The organism is Lewinella sp. W8, assembly GCF_004375085.3.
In the GTDB taxonomy this organism is placed as follows: domain Bacteria; phylum Bacteroidota; class Bacteroidia; order Chitinophagales; family Saprospiraceae; genus Neolewinella.
In genome coordinates, this window is the sequence record NZ_SNAQ03000016.1 from 143,114 (window position 1) to 159,827 (window position 16,714).

The window sequence follows — 16,714 nt, forward strand, 5'->3', positions numbered from 1 at the left end:
TCCTGCGCGTTAAGTTAGTTCTTCCCTTTCGACGGCTGTATCCGTCACCGCTTCATTCTTCTGTCTTCCTACTTCATTCTTTATACTTCCTCCTTCATTCTTCCCCCACATGGCAACCATCGGCACGGTATCCTTCTACACCCTGGGCTGTAAGCTCAACTACTCCGAGACCTCGGCCATCGGCCGGCAGTTTACGGACGCCGGGTACCAGGAGGTAGACTTTGGCCAGGGCGCGGACGTCGTGGTCATCAATACCTGCTCGGTAACCGATTTTGCCGACCGGAAGTGCCGCAATATCGTCCGTCGTGCTTTGGGCGCGAACGCAGGTGCCAAGATTGTGGTGGTGGGCTGCTACGCGCAGCTCAAGCCGGCAGAAATCGCCGACATCGAAGGGGTAGACCTCGTGCTCGGGGCGGCCGAGAAATTCCGCATCCTGGAGTACATCGACGGCATCGGTACCGGTGCCGGAAAGGGTATGGTGCGGGCCGGAGAAGTCAAGGAAGCCGATACCTTCATCAGCTCCTTCAGCTTTGGCGACCGGACGCGCTCCTTCCTCAAGGTGCAGGACGGCTGCGACTACAAATGCACCTTCTGCACCATCCCGCTGGCCCGGGGAAAAAGCCGGAGCAGTACCGTGGAGCAAATCGTAGCGGACGCTGAGGCCATCGCCGCCCGCGGCGTCAAAGAAATCGTGCTAACCGGCGTCAACATCGGTGATTTCGGAAACGGAACCTCCGTCATCGAAGGCCAACGCCCCCGTAAGGAGGCGCTCTTCGTGGACCTGGCCCGGGCGTTGGACGAGGTGGAGGGCATCACCCGCTTCCGCATCTCCAGCATCGAGCCCAACCTGTGCACGGACGAAATCATCGATTTCGTCGCCCAGAGTAAGCGCTTCGCGCCCCACTTCCACATGCCCCTCCAGAGCGGCAACAACAAGCAACTGGCCCAGATGCGGCGGCGCTACAAACGGGAACTCTACGCCGAGCGTGTAGCCCACATTAAGCAGGTCATGCCACATGCCTGTATTGGCGTAGACCTCATCGTAGGCTTCCCCGGAGAAACGGAAGAAGATTTCCTCGAAACGTACCGCTTCGTGCAGGAGCTGGACGTCAGTTATTTCCACGTCTTTACCTATTCGGAGCGGGCCAACACCCCCGCCGCCGAAATGGACGGCGCGGTGCCCATGGCCGAACGCAAGCGCCGGAACAAAATGCTCAATATCCTCAGCGAGAAAAAGCGCCGCGCCCATTACGAAGCCTACGCCGGAGACGTTCGCCCCGTGCTGCTGGAGAAATCCAAAGAGGAGGGCATTCTCCAGGGATTCACGGATAATTACGTCCGGGTGTCCTTCCCCGCCGAAGACAGCTGGATCAATCACCTGGTGGACATGAAGCTGGGGGAGATCGGGGAAGATGGCCTGGTCAACGCCGAGGTGGCGGAGGCTGCGGTGTAGGAGAAGACACCGGAAAAGGCTTGCTCCCCCAACGGTCGAGACGTTCCACGTCGAGCCAAGACGGCGCGGGATATCTTCCCATAAAAATCCTGCGCCCTCCTTGGTCGGGCAAGCACCAGCTGGAGGTGGAAGAGGTCTGCTCCGCAGGCCGGTCGTGAGAGAAGGGTAAATTAAGCCGGTGGGGACACACAAAGGAGCAACGCGCTGCGCTTGTTGCACGCTTCGTGGTCCGGGGGCAGCGCACCCCAAAATGGTTGAGACGTTTCACGTCGAGCCAAGACGGCGCGGGATATCTTCCCATAAAAACCCTGCGCCCTCCTTGGTCGGGCAAGCACCAGCTGGAGGTGGAAGAGGTCTGCTCCGCAGGCCGGTCGTGAGAGAAGGGTAAATTAAGCCGGTAAGGACACACAAAGGAGCAACGCGCTGCGCTTGTTGCACGCTTCGTGGTCCGAGGGAGGTGCACCCCGATGGTTGAGACGTTCCACGTCGAGTCAATGACGGCGCCGGATATCTTCCCATAAAAACCCTGCGCCCTCCTTGGTCGGGCAAACACGATTCGGTCGTGGAAGAGGTCTGCTCCGCAGGCCGGTCGTGAGAGAAGAAGTGTGTTCGGGTAGGCGCGAGGCGCACTGACTGGTTAGCCGAGCGGAAAAATCGAAACCTCCTGGGCCACCGGGTTCCAGCAATCAGAAATAGACCCAGGCCCAGGAGGACAACTAAATACCGATAATTAATAGAGACCAATAATCCTTATAGGGTTGGTGTGGGAAGTGCTTACTGGGCTTCCCTCAAGTAGACATTGCCGTACGGGGTTTTGCACTGCACCAGCGCACCGCCGCCGCCAACGCTTCCCACTACGTGCTGGTAAAAATTCTTTTCCTTGCTGCGTTCCGTGTCGACGTCAATGTCGAGGTCCGTCAGTAGACTGCCGTACTGGGTGGTGAGGTCCACCTCCCCGCTGAAACCGCGGGGAACCGTCAGGTCCACGGCACCGTACTCACTGTTCAGCTTGAGCTGGCCGAAGCGGGTGCTTTCGGTAAAGACTACGTCGATGGCACCGTATTTGGCCTTCGCTTCGGTCAATCCCCGCACGTTAGTGGCTTTAACGCCCCCGTAGACGGTTTCTACGGTCACCGCTACGCCCGCTGGCACCTGGACCTTGAGAATGGCTTCCACCACGGTCATGTCCTGCCCCGATCGATAGTAGTTTTGGCTGCGGTCTTCACTGTGGAAGGTCGTAACGTTACCTCCGCCGGATTCCCGGTTGATGAGCTTGGCCGTGGGTTTTACTTCCCGGATGGTCAGGGTATTTCCCGAACGTTCAACGCTCAGTTCCCGGAGGTCGGGGCGATCTTCTCCGTCGACGGAGAGGATGTGGGTGAGGGATACTTCGCGAACCGGGCTGGTCGTAATTTCTACCCCACTGAAGGCGGCAAAAATGTGGACTTTGGTGGCACCTTCCAGGGGAATGGTCTGGTCGGTTTGGGCAAAGCAGTAGCTAGTGGCCAGCATCAGCAGGCCGGAGAACAGGAGGCGAAACATGGGTTGGGTTATTTGCGGTTGCGACGGATAATCATCCGTCGACCGGGGAGGAAAGAATCCGACGGAAATCAATCAACCGTCGAGGATTAGCAAGTAGGCACCAGGGACAGGGGGAATGCCCCCGGTGCCCGCTGGGTATTACCCTTTACGAAGGTAGATGTTTTTGTAGGTTGCCCGCAGGGAGATCAGTTCTCCGCCGCCGTTGATGAGGCCAGTCAGGTTGCCTTCATCGTCGCCGAGCTCACTACCGCCCTTGACCTGTACGTCGAAGTCGGTGTACATGCTGCCGTAGCTGGTGGACAGTCGGAGGTTGGCCTTCGTGCTGTTGGGCATCTGCAGTTCCACGTTGGAGTAGGTGGAATGGAGGCGGATTTCCTTGGTGGGGGCTTTGTTGAGCATCGCCTTGATGCCGCCGTAGATGGTATTGACGGCCAGGGGGCCGGTGCAATTGTCCAGCATCACCTGATGGTAGTGCATACTGACGTTCAGCTCGCCACTGAAGTCGGATACCTTGAGGTCCGTCCCCCGGTAGGTGGACTGCTTGACCTTAACGGCGGCCGAGTTGGGAACCTGAATCACGATGGCCCCGTTACTTTTGCCGACTTGCTCGACCGTGACTACGTTCCCTTCCGTGCGGACGGACACGCCAAAACCGGTGTTGTCTTGTCGGCCAGAAGCACTGATTTTCTTCAGGCCCTTGGCGCGGGGGTCTTCTTTTTTGTCGCCCTCATCGTCCATGCTGCGGCTGATGATCATTTCCGAGCCGGCGACGCCGACGATGGTCAGATCGTCCAGTTCACTGAACTCAATGGTTTTACCGGAGGCGGCTACCTTGTATTCGGACTGGGCCGCGAGGCCGAGGGAAAAGAGAAAAAGACAGGAGAATAGAATCGTTTGAAGTTTCATGGTATTTCACTTTGTCGTCCCGCAAATTTTCGGGAACGGGGGGTTATTGAGGAGGGTGACCGAGGGTCACGGTTTAAATCAGCTTGAAGCTGGCCATCTGGGCGGCGTCCCGCACCGGTTGGGGTAAGCTGTCGGCGTCAATCATTTCTTCGAGGATGGGGAGTACCCGTTTTTCTTCCAGTTGCACCAGGGTCTCGATCAGCTCGAACCGGAGCACTTCGGGCGGACTCGTTTCCAGTGCCCGGAGCAGTTCTTCCCGGACCTGAGGGAGGTCGGAAAATCGGCGCAGGGCGTCGAGGGCGGCGAGGCGCACGTTGGGGTTTTCGTCGTTTTGCAGCAGGTAGGCGAGGTTTTCGATGACCGTGGGGTCGGCCACGGGCAGGTCAAGGGTTACGGTAGTGGCCTGCATGCGCTTGCTGCTGCGGTCGTCCTTCATCAGGTCGAGCATCAGTTCGCGGGCGGCGGCCAGTTGTCGTTCGGTATCGGATTGTCCGGCACCCCGCAGGAGCCACCCCCCGGCGAAGGCCAGCAGGAGGATTGCGGCGGCCGCGGCCCACTGGGGGAGTCGGCGTACGCGGGCCGGGGGCTGCCCGTGGTTAGGAGTAGTGCTGGTGGTAGCCAGTTTGGCCTGCTCCCGGGCCAGCATTTCGGCGAAGCGGGTGTCCGCCGCGGCCGAGGGCCGCGGCTCGGGGATGGCGCGGATGTCGGACTGCAGGGCCCGCAGGTCGGCCAATTCCTCCCGCAGTGCCTCGTCGGTAGCCAGCCGAGCTTCGAGGGCCCGGTGGCGTTCGGTGGAGAGCTCCCCACCGAGGTAATCGATCAGATCCGTGGTGTCAAAGACGTCCATCAGTGGTTTAATTTTTGGTAGTTCACGCGGAGTTGCTTCGTGGCCCGGTGCATGCGCACCTTGACGTTAGCCTCCGTGATGCCGAGAACCTCGGCGATTTCTTGGTATTTCAGTCCGCGTTTCCACGCCAGGTCCACTACCTCGCGGTAGCTGGCCGGCAGGGCCGCCAGGGCGGCTTTGCCCTGGTTGCGGGTTTCCTGATCCATCCACTCGGTCTGGACTGAGGGGGAGGCCAGGGGGAGTTGCCCGAGGTCGACGCCGTTGCGTCGGGGCATCCGACCATTCAGCTTTTGCTGATCGGTCAGGGCGTTACGGGCCACCGCATACATCCAGGCCCGAAAGCTGTTCTCTGACTGGTAGGACTGGCGATACTTCAGGATGCGCTCGAAGGTGACCTGGAGGAGGTCTTCGGCGTTTCCGGCGTCCCGCGTCCGGCGCACCAGGAAACCGTACAACTGGTCGCGGTAGCGACCGTAGAGCTCCCCCAGCTGGGCGAGATCTCCGTCGGCAACGGACTGCATAATGGTTTCGTCGGTTCGCATTTACGGGGTTGTTCTGCGGTGGTTTCGATGGGGGTACCGTAGTTTTCGGAAAAGGTTACAGTAAGGTTAAAAAAATTTAGGATTAAGGATGAAGGCTTCAGGATTAAGGATAGGGCTGAGGTGGAGGAGAAGGAAGAGGAAGAAGAAAGAATGAAAAAGGAAGCAGCGCTCCTCGGAGCCGGAAAGCGAAATCCAGAGAGAGGGATTTCGGGAAAGGCTTGCTCCGCAAGCCGGTCGTTTAGGCTAAGGCAGAAAAGGCTATGTGCTGGCCCGGAGTGTTCTTGGATACTTTCTTTGTCGCGAGGCCCTGAGTCGATGCCGAGCATCGACTTGCAGACCTCGCTCATGGAGGAGGACCCCTCCGGGGCCCAATCGGATTGAGACGTTCCACGTCAAATGCCTCCCACTGGAGGCGGTTCCTCAAGTTTTCATATATCTATGCCTTGCCCCGAAATGTAGCATCCTTTCTTCTAAGGACCGGCTTGGTCGGCCGAATTAAAATTCTGTTCCGCAAGCAAGACTTTGCACCTGTACCGGCTGAGCCGAGTATTCCGCTGCGCTTCACGGTCCCTCGCCCATAAGTTATTAGGGGCCACCGGGATTGTATTGATCAATTATCCAAGCGACACCCACCGCTAAGGGCTGGGACCGTCCAAGTAATAGTTTTAGCTCCGGACTTGCCGAGGTCGACGCGCGCCAAAGGCTGATATACTGAGGGTGTACGGCGAATCCCCTATCTTTAGTAGCCTTATCCCCTATCTAATGAATTTACGGTTTTATTTTCTCCTAGCCCCGTGGCTACTGCTGGCCCTGCCCGTTACGGCTACTGACTACGCCCTCTTCTTTGCGGTGGAGGAATACGAGCACATGGCTCCCCTTTCCAATCCGATTGACAACGTCACTAAAATTGCTGACGAGTTACGGGATAGCTATGGGTTTCGTACGGAGGTGGTATCCAATCCTACCTTTGCGGACATTGCGAGTAAGATTCATGAATACGAGCAGCTTTTCGCCTCCGGGGAATATGATCAGCAGGGGCAGTTGCTGATCTTCTTTAGTGGTCACGGGGTACAGGAGGGAAACAATGGCTACTTCATCCCCAAAGATGGTGACCCCAGCAAGCTTTACGAACGGGTTATTGAATACGATTACTGGCGCAACAAAATTGACCAGATCGCTTGTCAGCATATTCTGGTCACGATTGACGCTTGCCACTCCATCACTTTTGACCCGAATTGGCGTAATAAAACTGATCGCAACTTCGGCCGACGCGGGGATCAGGCCAAAGATTTGGTGCGTCTGCATCATAAAAGCTTTCGCGCCCGGCTGTTCTTCACCTCCGATGGAGAGAACAACGAAACCCCCGACCGTTCGACCCTGGCACGGCAATTTTTGAATGGCTTGCGGACGCACCGCAGCGCCAACGGCTACCTATCGGCTAGTGTGCTTTTTGCGGATTACCTCAAGGCCTCCGCCCCCGTTCCTGGAGGGGGTGATTTCGGTAGCGATGATCCGGGCTCCCGATTTTTGTTTTTCTACCAAAATTTAGAGCGTGATCCGGAGGAAATCAAGACGGACCTCAGTGATTGGCAGCGGGCACAATCCGAAGATTCCTGTCCGGCATACAAAGCCTATCTGGAAAAGCACCCCAACGGTGATTTCGTGGAGCCAGCCCGACAAAAACTGGAACCTTGTGAAGCGGAGGAGCGGATGTTTACCGCCTGGCAAACCGCTAAGCGACGGGACGATTGTGAAGCCTACCTGCAGTTCCTTGCTGATTATCCCGAAAGTCCTTATGCGTCGCTATTGCTGGATCGCCTAAGGGCGCTCAACTGCAGTAGTGTCATTCCACCCCCCGAGAACATGGTCCTGATCCCCGGTGGTACCTTCCAAATGGGCGACCAATTCGGTGGAGGATCTGGAGACGAAAAGCCCGTGCACCCCGTAAGCTTGACGGAGTTCTACCTGGGCCTAACCGAAGTAACCAACCGGGAATACGCCGAGTTTTTGAGTGCCGTGGGTAACCAGGAGCAGGGAGGAAAGAAGTGGTGTCTCACCACCGAAAATGCAAACATCAACGAATCGGGCAACAGCTTTACGCCAAAGGAAGGGATGGGTGACCATCCGGTAGCCACGGTCAACTGGTACGGGGCGATTGCCTACTGCAACTGGTTGAGCGAGCAACACGGGCTAAAGCCAGTGTATCGGGTCAGTGGCACTACGGTCACGGCCGACTGGACCGCCAACGGCTACCGCTTGCCCACCGAGGCAGAGTGGGAATACGCGGCCCGCAGTGGCGGCCAGCGGGAAAAATGGGCGGGTACTTTCAGTCAGGAAGACATCGCGGATTTCGCCAAATATGGCGGCAAGGAAGCCGGTCCGGGGCCGGTGGGGATGCTGCGGGCCAATAACCTGGGACTGGCGGACATGTCTGGCAACGTCTGGGAATGGTGCTGGGATCGGTACGCGGGGGATTATTATAAGCAGTCTCCACAAGATAACCCCCGGGGACCCAGTACGGGAACAAACCGCGCTTTGCGCGGGGGGAGCTACTGGGACTACCTGCAGGATTGTAGCACGACAAGTCGTTATGATTTCAACCCCCTGTCAGGCAGTATCCTATTTGGGTTTCGAATTGCCCGCAATGTTTACTAGGGTGGGTAATTTTTAATGAGCAGCACCGCGAGGTCCTACCCGCTCATTTTTTGGGGACAGGCCCTTCGGCGTTTACTTCGGTGGAGACGTTGCACGTCGACTGGCTTTCGCCGTAAGGGGAAAGAATAGGGATCAGCAGCCCGCTAAAATTTGTTCAAATGCTCCGACTCGGGGTAAAATCAAGTACTAGGAGGTGGTTTCCGGAGGGCGAGCAAATACTTCCATTCCCACTATATTTGTTTGGAACGTCTCCGCGCCATGACCTTGCCACGCTTTTTCTTTTTCCTTGCTTTATTCCTGCTGGTGGGTGTATTGCCCGCTAAGGATTACGCTATCTTCTTTGCTGTGGAGGACTATCAGCACATGACAAAGCTCACCAACCCGATTGACAACGCTACGGCGATCGCCGATGAATTGCGGGACAATTATGGGTTCCAGATTGAGGTGGTGCCGAACCCTACCTTTGCCGAGATTGCGGGGAAAATTCAGGAATACCAGCAGCGCTTTGCCTCGGGGGCCTTTGATCAAAAGGGGCAACTCCTGATCTTTTTCAGTGGCCACGGAGTACAACGGGGGAACAACGGCTATTTCATTCCGAAAGACGGTAATCCGAGCAAGCTGTACGAACGGGTGATCGAATACGATTACTGGCGTAACGAAATTGACCAAATCGCCTGTCAGCACATTCTGGTGACGGTAGATGCTTGCCACTCCCTCACCTTCGATCCGAACTGGCGCAATAAGACCGATCGGAACTTCGGCCGCCGGGGTGATCAAGCCAAAGATCAGGTACGGCTGGATTACCAAAGCTACCGGGCCCGACTGTTCTTTACCTCGGATGGGGTCAACGACCAGACGCCGGACCGCTCCACTCTGGCCCGGCAATTCTTACTCGGCCTACGGACCCACCGCACCGCCAACGGCTACCTCTCTGCCAGTGAGCTATACGCGGGTTATTTGAAGGCAGCTGCTCCGGTTCCTGGTGGTGGCGACTTTGGTCGCGATGAACCGGCTTCTCGCTTTCTGTTTTTCCGGAAACAGGCCCAGGGTGATATTTCGGGAGTGCAGTCTGATTTAACGGACTGGCGTATTGCGGAGGCACAGGATAACTGTTCGGGTTACCGCACCTACTTACAGAAACACCCCAGAGGGGACTTCGCAAGTATGGCCCGAACGAAAATTAATTCATGCGAGAAAGAAGAGCGAATGTTGGCCGCCTGGCAAAACGCGAAGACTCGGGGTGATTGTGGTACCTATAAGAAGTTTAACGAAGATTATCCCGATAGCCCTTACGCAGACCTCGTGCGGGAGCAGCTCTTCATGATGAATTGTAAGGAGGAGACGCCCCCTTCGGTGCCGCAGTCGCCTCCTACAATTGAAGAAGTAGATCCGGATGAGATAGAAATGGAGGCACCTGACAACATGGTCTTCATCCCCGGCGGCACCTTTCAGATGGGCGACCAGTTTGGCGATGGCGAGGATGACGAAAAGCCGGTACACAGCGTAACGGTCTCCGACTTTTACCTGAGCCGCACCGAGCTGACCAACCGGGAATACGCGGAGTTTTTGAGTGCGGTGGGTAACCAGCGTCAGGGAGGTGCCCAGTGGTACGATATTGAAAGTAGTTACGCGGGCATCACCGGCTCCGGCAACAGTTACGTACCCAAGGCGAGTATGGACGATCATCCGGTGGTGGAAGTGAGCTGGTACGGGGCGGTGGCCTACTGCAACTGGCTGAGTGAGCGGCACGGACTGACCCCGGTCTACCGGGTAAGCGGCACGGCGGTCACCCCCGACTGGGCGGCCAATGGCTACCGGCTGCCGACGGAAGCGGAGTGGGAGTACGCGGCGCGCAGCGGTGGTAAACGGGAAAAGTGGGCGGGGACTTCCAGTGAACAAGACTTGAGACAGTTTGCCAACTACGATGGTGATGCCGACGGCTACGCCCGGACGGCTCCGGTGGGAATGCTGCGGGCGAACAACCTGGGCCTGGCGGATATGAGCGGCAACGTCTGGGAATGGTGCTGGGACTGGTACGCCAGTGACTACTACGGAAAATCACCGGGCAGTAATCCGAAAGGCCCGGGATCGGGTACTTTCCGCGTTATTCGCGGCGGTAGCTGGAACTTCTACCCCCAGATTTGCCGCACGGCCCGTCGTAGCAATTACGGGCCTTCCGATCGCAACAGGTACGTTGGCTTCCGCCTCGCCCGCAGTTCAAAGTGAGCGCGATGAGCTACGAGCCGGCCCGGCGCCGACCGAGCCGGAGCGCGGCGGTAGCCAGCGCCCGGTGGGGGCGGGATTGGACTGGGGAGTTTTTGGGGCTCTATCAATGTCGCGAGGCCCTGAGCCGCTGCCCGGCATCGGCTTGCAGACCACGCTTATGGAGGAGGACCCCTCCGGGGCCCAGATAGGTAAACCCCTCCTGGTGGAGACGTTGCACGTCGACTGGCTTTCGCAGTAAGGGAAAAGAATAGGGATCGGCAGCTACCCAAATGTGTTTAAATGCTCCCGCTCGGGAGTGGGCAAGTGAAATTAGGAGGCGTTTTGGCCGCTAGGATATATTCCATTTTCTTCTTTTTTTGTCCGAAACACCTCCACACCATGGCCTCTCCACGATTTTTCTTCTGTTTTGTGTTTCTGATATTGGCGGCGACCCTCGCCGCCAAGGACTACGCCCTCTTCTTCGCCGTCAATGACTACGACCGGATGACGAATCTGCGCAACCCGATCCAGAACGCACGGGAAATTGCGAAGGAGCTGCGGGACAAATACGGTTTCCGGACCGAGGTGGTGGAGAACCCAACACTGGTGACCATCGAGGAGAAACTGGCGGAATACAAGGCGAAATTTGCCAGCGGGGCCTTTGACCAGAAGGGGCAGCTGCTGATCTTTTTTACGGGACACGGCACGATGAGGGGGCGCAATGGCTACTTCATGCCTAGAGACGTAGACCCCAGTATTGTGCACCGCACCGGACTGGAATACGATTACTGGCGGGATGAGATCAACGGCTTTGCCTGCCAGCATATTCTGGTGACGGTAGATGCCTGCCACTCGGCGACCTTTGACCCTGATTTCGGGAAAAATGGCCGGGACTTCTCCCGGAAGGGGGACAACACCAAAGACCAGATTCTGCTGGATCACCAGGCGTATCGGGCCCGCCTATTTATCACCTCCGACGCCCAGGGCAACGAGACGCCCGATAACTCCACCCTAGCCAGGAAGTTCCTGCTGGCCCTGCGCAGCCACCGCTCCCAGACGGGATATCTAACCCATGACGTACTGCTGGGGACTTACCTGAAGCAAGCCAGTCCCATCCCCGGCGGCGGGGAGTTTGGCGGGGATGAGTCGGCTTCCCGGTTCTTATTCTTTCGTAAGAATACCGGTCCCAGTATTGATCTCCAGGACCAGCGGGCCTGGGATTTTGCCCGGCAGCAAAAAAGTATGGCTGCCTACCAGTACTACCTGAACAGCTTCCCCAATGGCCACTACCGTGGGGCCGCCCGCACGGCACTGGATAAAATTCCGACGGCTCCAGCCCCAACCCGAACAGGCACAAAAATTCCGGACTTTCTCGTCTTCATACCCGGTGGTACTTTCCGGATGGGGGATACGGTAGAGGATGAGATGGGGGAGGATGACGAGAAACCGGTCCACACCGTAGCCCTTTCCGATTTTTACCTGGCCCGCACCGAGGTGAGCGTAGCTGAGTTTGCCACCTTCGTGGATGCCACCCGCTACGTAACGGAGGCCGAGCGTGACGGGGGTAGCTACAAATGGACGGGAGGAAAATGGGAAAAACAGCCTGGTACCAACTGGCGGTACGGACCCTTTTTCAAGGAACGTCCGGAAAGCGACTACAATCACCCCGTGATTCACGTAAGCTGGAACGACGCGGTACGCTACTGTAACTGGCTGAGCCGCGAACATGGACTGCAGGAAGTGTACACCCTAGTGGGTGATGAGGTGACGCCTGATTGGGGGGCCAACGGCTACCGCCTGCCCACCGAAGCGGAATGGGAGTACGCGGCCCGCAGCGGTGGCAGAGACCACCTCTATGCCTGGGGCACCGGGGAACCCAACGGTAACGTAGCGGATGAGTCGGGCAACTGGTCAGAAGGCTCGGTGATCTTCACGGGCTACAATGATGGGTATCACGGCACCAGTCCGGTGGGAAAGTTTCCTCAGGGAAATTATGGCTTGGCGGATATGACCGGCAACGTAAATGAATGGTGCTGGGACTGGTACGCCAGTGGCTACTACGGAAAATCACCGGGCAGTAACCCCAGAGGACCTAGTACGGGTACTTACCGCGTTATTCGCGGCGGTAGCTGGGGCAGCAGCCCCCAGGGTTGCCGCACGGCCAATCGTTTCAGTAACGGGCCTTCCAATCGCAGCAATAGCGTTGGCTTCCGCCTCGCCCGCAGTTCAAAGTGAGCGCGATGAGCTACGAGCCGGCCCGGCGCCGACCGAGCCGGAGCGCGGCGGTAGCCAGCGCTGGGCGGGTGGCGGGATAGGGCTGGGGAGTTTTGGGGCTCTGTCAATGTCGCGAGGCCCTGAGCCGATGCCAGGCATCGGCTTGCAGACCACACTCAGGGAGGAGGACCCCTCCGGGGCCAGACAGGTAAACCCCTCCTGGTGGAGAAGTTGCACGTCGAATCGCGCTCCCGGCAGCGAAGGGAAAAGACAAGTGCTGCCGATCTGCTCAACGTTGATGGGACTACCCTACGCTAAATCCTTCATTCATTCCGGGGCCGTTCCCGGGTGACGGGTAAATATTCCATTTTCTTCTATTTTTGTCCGGAACACCTCCACACCATGATCTCCCCCAGAATTTGTTTTTTGATCCCGTTGATGGCCCTGGCATTTTCCCTGCCCGCCAAAGACTACGCCATCTTCTTTGCTGTGGATAATTACTCCCAGGTCACGGGATACGATAATCTGTCAGACCCCATCGCCAGTGCAGAAAAGCTATCCGCCGAGCTGAAGGACATGTATGGCTTTTCCACGGAGGTGGTGAAAAATCCTTCCCGGACCAAAATTTACGAGAAGCTGCGCGAATACCGGAGAAAGACCTTTGGCCATGACGATCAATTGCTCGTCTTTTTCTCCGGTCACGGAGAATTCGATGAATTTGAAGTGAAGGGGTATTTCGTGCCCTATGCTGGTCGGAGTATTGACCTGACAACTCTCGGAAACATTGTGACCGAGATACCCTGTCGGCATATTTTGCTGGCGATTGACGCCTGCTATTCGGGCACCATTGATGCCAAGATAGCCTTCAAGGGCAGGACCTTTTCACGGGCTGGCGTGACGGCGGATACGGAGCGGCAAAACCTGATCGCTCGGAAGCTACGGAATAAATCTAGGCTCTTGCTAACTTCCGGGGCTAAAGAACGCACGCCGAGTCGGTCTGGTGGCTCCCCTTTCGCGCTGGGTTTTCTAAACACTCTCCGTGCTGCCTACGGTAGCGGCGATGGCCTGGTTACTTACGAGGACCTTTTGGCTCGGATGGAACGCGTCAGCCCGGTACCCCACCACGGGAGACTGATCGGGCACGAGGAGGGGAGTTTTGTGTTTGTGACCAAGGGCATAGTTCCGCCGCCACCCCCACCACCGGTTGTAAATCGTACGGCACGGAATACTACTACTCGTAACCCACCCCCCGACAACATGGTCTTCATCCCCGGCGGCACCTTCCAGATGGGGGACCAGTTTGGGGATGGAGACGAGGATGAAAAACCGTTACACTCCGTAACGGTATCTGATTTTTACCTTAGTAAGACTGAATTGACTAACCGGGAATACGCCGAGTTCCTGAGCGCGTTGGGTAATCGGGAGCAGGGTGGCACTCAGTGGTACGAAATTGGAAGCAAAGATGCGGGTATAACGGGCTCCGGTAATAGCTACGTACCCAAGGCAGAGCTGGTCGACCACCCGGTGGTAGAGGTAAGCTGGTACGGGGCAGTGGCCTACTGCAACTGGCTGAGTGAACGGCACGGACTTAAGCCGGCCTACCGGGTGAGTGGCAGCACGGTCACCCCAGACTGGACGGCCGACGGTTACCGTCTGCCGACGGAGGCGGAGTGGGAATATGCGGCCCGCAGCGCCGGCAAGCGGGAAAAATGGGCGGGGACCTCCAGCGAGGGGGAACTGACCCAGTTCGCCAATATTAGCGGGGAGGCCGATGGCTACGCCCGCACGGCTCCGGTGGGAATGCTGCGGGCCAACAATCTAGGGTTAGGGGACATGAGCGGCAACGTGTGGGAATGGTGCTGGGATTGGTACGGCGTGGATTATTACGGCAAGTCTCCGGGGAGAAACCCTAAGGGGCCTAAAGTGGGCTCTCTCCGCGTTATTCGCGGCGGCAGTTGGTACCGCAACCCTCAGTATTGTCGTGTGGCTGATCGTATTAACAACGGGCCCTCCCAACGCAACAATACCGCCGGCTTCCGCCTCGCCCGCAACGCCAACTAAGTCGCTAAGTTTGGCACGGGGCCCCGGAGGGGACTTCCTACCCGAGCGAGGTCACAACCCGATGCTTTGCATCGCGTTGGGGCCTCGCGAACACGGCGAGTAGCCATCAGTCACATCCCCTACAGACAAGGATATCTTTCCAAAACCGTAATTTCATCACACCAACACCCACCCACCATGCGCAGCATCCCACTTCTTCTGCTCTTCACCCTGCTACTTGGCACCAGCGCTCGCGCCCAAAAAAATCAGGACCTCCGGCAAGATTCCACCTTTTTTGAGCAACAGGCCGCCCTTTACCAGGCATGGCTCGACGACACGGGGATCGGACAGTATTTGCGGTACCGGGAACTGGACGTCGGCGAACAAGAACTGGCCATTTACCTGGAATTCAAAACCAGCGATCTGGATCTGATCGTCAATCAGTGGACAACGCTCAAGGAAGGCTTTGAGGAACAATCGGCGATCAGCCTGGAGCAACAGCTGTTCTACAAGGCCGCCAACCTGATGGAGGTGCGGCAGTCCGCCCTGAGTGTACAGGTGTACGATACCTACGACCTGCGCAAGGAGCCCCTTTTTTCCCGGGTAGCGTACTTCGAGGACGGTAGGGTACAGGTGGAGGAGTCCAACCCAAAGTCCCCCATCAAACCAATTCAGTTGATGCCCCGGGCCATTGGGGAAAGGGCGGCGCCCAGCACCGCCGATTTCCAGGCGCAACTCAACCGGGAAAAAGCCTACGAATGCATCCTGGACTACGCCCGCGAGCGCTACGAGAATGCGGGCTACAACGGGAAATTGCCCGAGATTCGGGTGCTGGAAGACGAGGAAAACCTTCGCTTCGAAATCATTGATCTGCGACTGGAGGTCCTTAAAGGCTCCAACGTGCTGTGCCCCTGGCTGGAGAAGCGTGGCTACAATTGTCCCTGGGCCAAAAGGGAGCTGCTGACCTTCCTGTTTACCTATTTACCATCCGCCAATGGCGTCGTCATTTCCGGAGATATTGACGGCAAGGTAGGCTCGGGACTTTACGCCAACGTAGAACGGGGGGGCTACCTCAGTATGGAAAAGGACTACGACGAGACCATTAAAAGCTACATTGACGCCTTCACCGTGGAACTGAAAAATCGGCTGCGCAACTGTCAATAATGAATCAGGAGGAATTTAAGGACGAGCTCCGCCGCCTCGTGGCGGCCAACCGACTGGAGGATGCCAGTAAGAAACTACTCAACGCCACCGCCAGCGATGACTACGGGGAATACCGCCGCCTGGTACTGAACCATTCCGGAGAACTCACGGGCTACCACCAGCAGGAAGTGATGGGCACCGCCGATCCGGCACAACTGACCCGTACCCGCAACGCGATCAGCCTGAAATTACTGACCCTCATTGATCAGCTCCCCGACGCCGCCGCGCTGGCCGCGGCAAAAAAGAAACCCGAGGGCGTGGCGGAAGATCGCCTGAAGAAACGGCTGTTCTGGATGTTGCTCCTGGGTAAGGGGCTGGTCATCGGATTCGCCGCGCTGCTCTGGAGTACCAACTCCTTCACCAACGAGCAATTCATCACCGTAGTGGGCATGTTGGTGCCCCTCTTCGCCGCTCACCTGACGCTGATGGTCCAGGATGCCACCAAACACCGCGGCATCCTGAAGCCCGGAGACAAACGGGTAAACACCAGTTTCGCCCGCATGGCCTACGTGCTGGTGATCGGCTATGCCCTGGTGCTGCTTTTTCTACTCAACCTGCGGGGCCCAGGTACGATTACCTTCCTCCAGTTTACTACTTTCCTGGCGCTGGCGGAGAGTGGGTTAGGGGCGTATTTGGGGAAGGTGGTGTATGGGTTGTTTAAGGATTAAGGCGGAGGCTGAGGTTGAAGGATTTAGGCTTCAGGACTTAGGTTGAGCCAGGTTGTCGGCCAAGCCGCGAGGCACGAGCTGGTTCGTCCGCCGACCGGAGGAAGGGAGGCTGAGGAGGAGGCTAAGGCTTAGGATAAACCCTTGGACAAGGCTTGCTCCGCAAGCCGGTCGTTTAGGCAAAGGAAATAAGTAGAGAAGGAAGTAGCGCTCCTCGGAGCTGTCGAACGCAGTGAGCTGCTCCGAGGTGTCGCGGGGTCGTTCTCCCGTTCTCCCGAGACCTCGGAGCAGCACCGCGACCTGCGGCCAGCGGCGACGGCTACGAGGACCGGGAGATTCCCCGCTCGTCCGCCCAAACGCGAAGCACGAGCTGGGTGGTCGGCCGAGCTAAGGCAGGCTAGACCTTGTACCTGTACCGGCTGAGCCAAGTATTCCACTGCGC

The 16,714-nt window shown here is 57.6% G+C and carries 11 protein-coding genes; 7 read left to right on the forward strand and 4 right to left on the reverse strand.

The annotated features are described in order from the left end of the window. The first annotated feature begins 109 nt into the window (after nt 1-109). Nucleotides 110-1,453: a tRNA (N(6)-L-threonylcarbamoyladenosine(37)-C(2))-methylthiotransferase MtaB gene (mtaB, locus tag E1J53_RS17435; protein ID WP_134271267.1), complete on the forward strand. Its 1,344-nt coding sequence runs from the start codon at nt 110-112 to the stop codon at nt 1,451-1,453. 774 nt (nt 1,454-2,227) lie between these two features. On the opposite strand, the gene E1J53_RS17440 is transcribed toward mtaB, so the two are convergent. From E1J53_RS17440 to E1J53_RS17455, 4 genes are all read right to left on the reverse strand, one after another. Next, complete coding sequence (locus E1J53_RS17440; protein ID WP_134271268.1) at nt 2,228-2,995, reverse strand: DUF4097 family beta strand repeat-containing protein; 768 nt, start codon at nt 2,993-2,995, stop codon at nt 2,228-2,230. 138 nt (nt 2,996-3,133) lie between these two features. Then, nucleotides 3,134-3,901 (reverse strand): hypothetical protein, encoded by a 768-nt coding sequence (locus tag E1J53_RS17445; RefSeq protein ID WP_134271269.1) that lies wholly within the window; start codon nt 3,899-3,901, stop codon nt 3,134-3,136. Nucleotides 3,902-3,974: 73 nt separating this feature from the next. Then, entirely contained in the window at nt 3,975-4,748 is a 774-nt protein-coding gene (locus E1J53_RS17450; protein ID WP_134271270.1) for a HEAT repeat domain-containing protein, read from the reverse strand. After that, the gene (locus E1J53_RS17455; protein WP_134271271.1) at nt 4,748-5,290 is read right to left on the reverse strand and encodes an RNA polymerase sigma factor; all 543 of its coding nucleotides are present in this window, start codon (nt 5,288-5,290) and stop codon (nt 4,748-4,750) included. Before E1J53_RS17455 ends, E1J53_RS17450 begins: the two co-directional genes overlap by 1 nt. A gap of 762 nt (nt 5,291-6,052) precedes the next feature. On the opposite strand from E1J53_RS17455, the gene E1J53_RS17460 reads away from it, so the two are divergent. The 6 genes from E1J53_RS17460 to E1J53_RS17485 all read left to right on the forward strand — a co-directional run bounded on the left by E1J53_RS17460 (nt 6,053) and on the right by E1J53_RS17485 (nt 16,275). Further along, nucleotides 6,053-7,945 (forward strand): SUMF1/EgtB/PvdO family nonheme iron enzyme, encoded by a 1,893-nt coding sequence (locus tag E1J53_RS17460; protein ID WP_134271272.1) that lies wholly within the window; start codon nt 6,053-6,055, stop codon nt 7,943-7,945. Between the two features lie 258 nt (nt 7,946-8,203). Further along, nucleotides 8,204-10,171, forward strand: coding sequence for an SUMF1/EgtB/PvdO family nonheme iron enzyme (locus E1J53_RS17465; protein WP_134271273.1), 1,968 nt, complete (start codon nt 8,204-8,206; stop codon nt 10,169-10,171). Between the two features lie 378 nt (nt 10,172-10,549). After that, nucleotides 10,550-12,385 (forward strand): SUMF1/EgtB/PvdO family nonheme iron enzyme, encoded by a 1,836-nt coding sequence (locus E1J53_RS17470; RefSeq protein ID WP_173021545.1) that lies wholly within the window; start codon nt 10,550-10,552, stop codon nt 12,383-12,385. A 381-nt stretch (nt 12,386-12,766) separates the two neighbouring features. Continuing rightward, nucleotides 12,767-14,425, forward strand: a complete 1,659-nt coding sequence (locus tag E1J53_RS17475) for an SUMF1/EgtB/PvdO family nonheme iron enzyme (protein ID WP_134271275.1) — start codon at nt 12,767-12,769, stop codon at nt 14,423-14,425. Between the two features lie 177 nt (nt 14,426-14,602). Further along, nucleotides 14,603-15,568, forward strand: coding sequence for a hypothetical protein (locus E1J53_RS17480; RefSeq protein WP_134271276.1), 966 nt, complete (start codon nt 14,603-14,605; stop codon nt 15,566-15,568). Beyond that, nucleotides 15,568-16,275, forward strand: coding sequence for a hypothetical protein (locus E1J53_RS17485; protein ID WP_134271277.1), 708 nt, complete (start codon nt 15,568-15,570; stop codon nt 16,273-16,275). Before E1J53_RS17480 ends, E1J53_RS17485 begins: the two co-directional genes overlap by 1 nt. Nucleotides 16,276-16,714: the final 439 nt, after the last annotated feature.

Coding starts and splice junctions, on each gene's coding strand:
- mtaB (WP_134271267.1), top strand. CDS start 110: ATGGCAACCATCGGCACGGTATCCTTCTACACCCTGGGCTGTAAGCTC.
- E1J53_RS17440 (WP_134271268.1), bottom strand. CDS start 2,995: ATGTTTCGCCTCCTGTTCTCCGGCCTGCTGATGCTGGCCACTAGCTAC.
- E1J53_RS17445 (WP_134271269.1), bottom strand. CDS start 3,901: ATGAAACTTCAAACGATTCTATTCTCCTGTCTTTTTCTCTTTTCCCTC.
- E1J53_RS17450 (WP_134271270.1), bottom strand. CDS start 4,748: ATGGACGTCTTTGACACCACGGATCTGATCGATTACCTCGGTGGGGAG.
- E1J53_RS17455 (WP_134271271.1), bottom strand. CDS start 5,290: ATGCGAACCGACGAAACCATTATGCAGTCCGTTGCCGACGGAGATCTC.
- E1J53_RS17460 (WP_134271272.1), top strand. CDS start 6,053: ATGAATTTACGGTTTTATTTTCTCCTAGCCCCGTGGCTACTGCTGGCC.
- E1J53_RS17465 (WP_134271273.1), top strand. CDS start 8,204: ATGACCTTGCCACGCTTTTTCTTTTTCCTTGCTTTATTCCTGCTGGTG.
- E1J53_RS17470 (WP_173021545.1), top strand. CDS start 10,550: ATGGCCTCTCCACGATTTTTCTTCTGTTTTGTGTTTCTGATATTGGCG.
- E1J53_RS17475 (WP_134271275.1), top strand. CDS start 12,767: ATGATCTCCCCCAGAATTTGTTTTTTGATCCCGTTGATGGCCCTGGCA.
- E1J53_RS17480 (WP_134271276.1), top strand. CDS start 14,603: ATGCGCAGCATCCCACTTCTTCTGCTCTTCACCCTGCTACTTGGCACC.
- E1J53_RS17485 (WP_134271277.1), top strand. CDS start 15,568: ATGAATCAGGAGGAATTTAAGGACGAGCTCCGCCGCCTCGTGGCGGCC.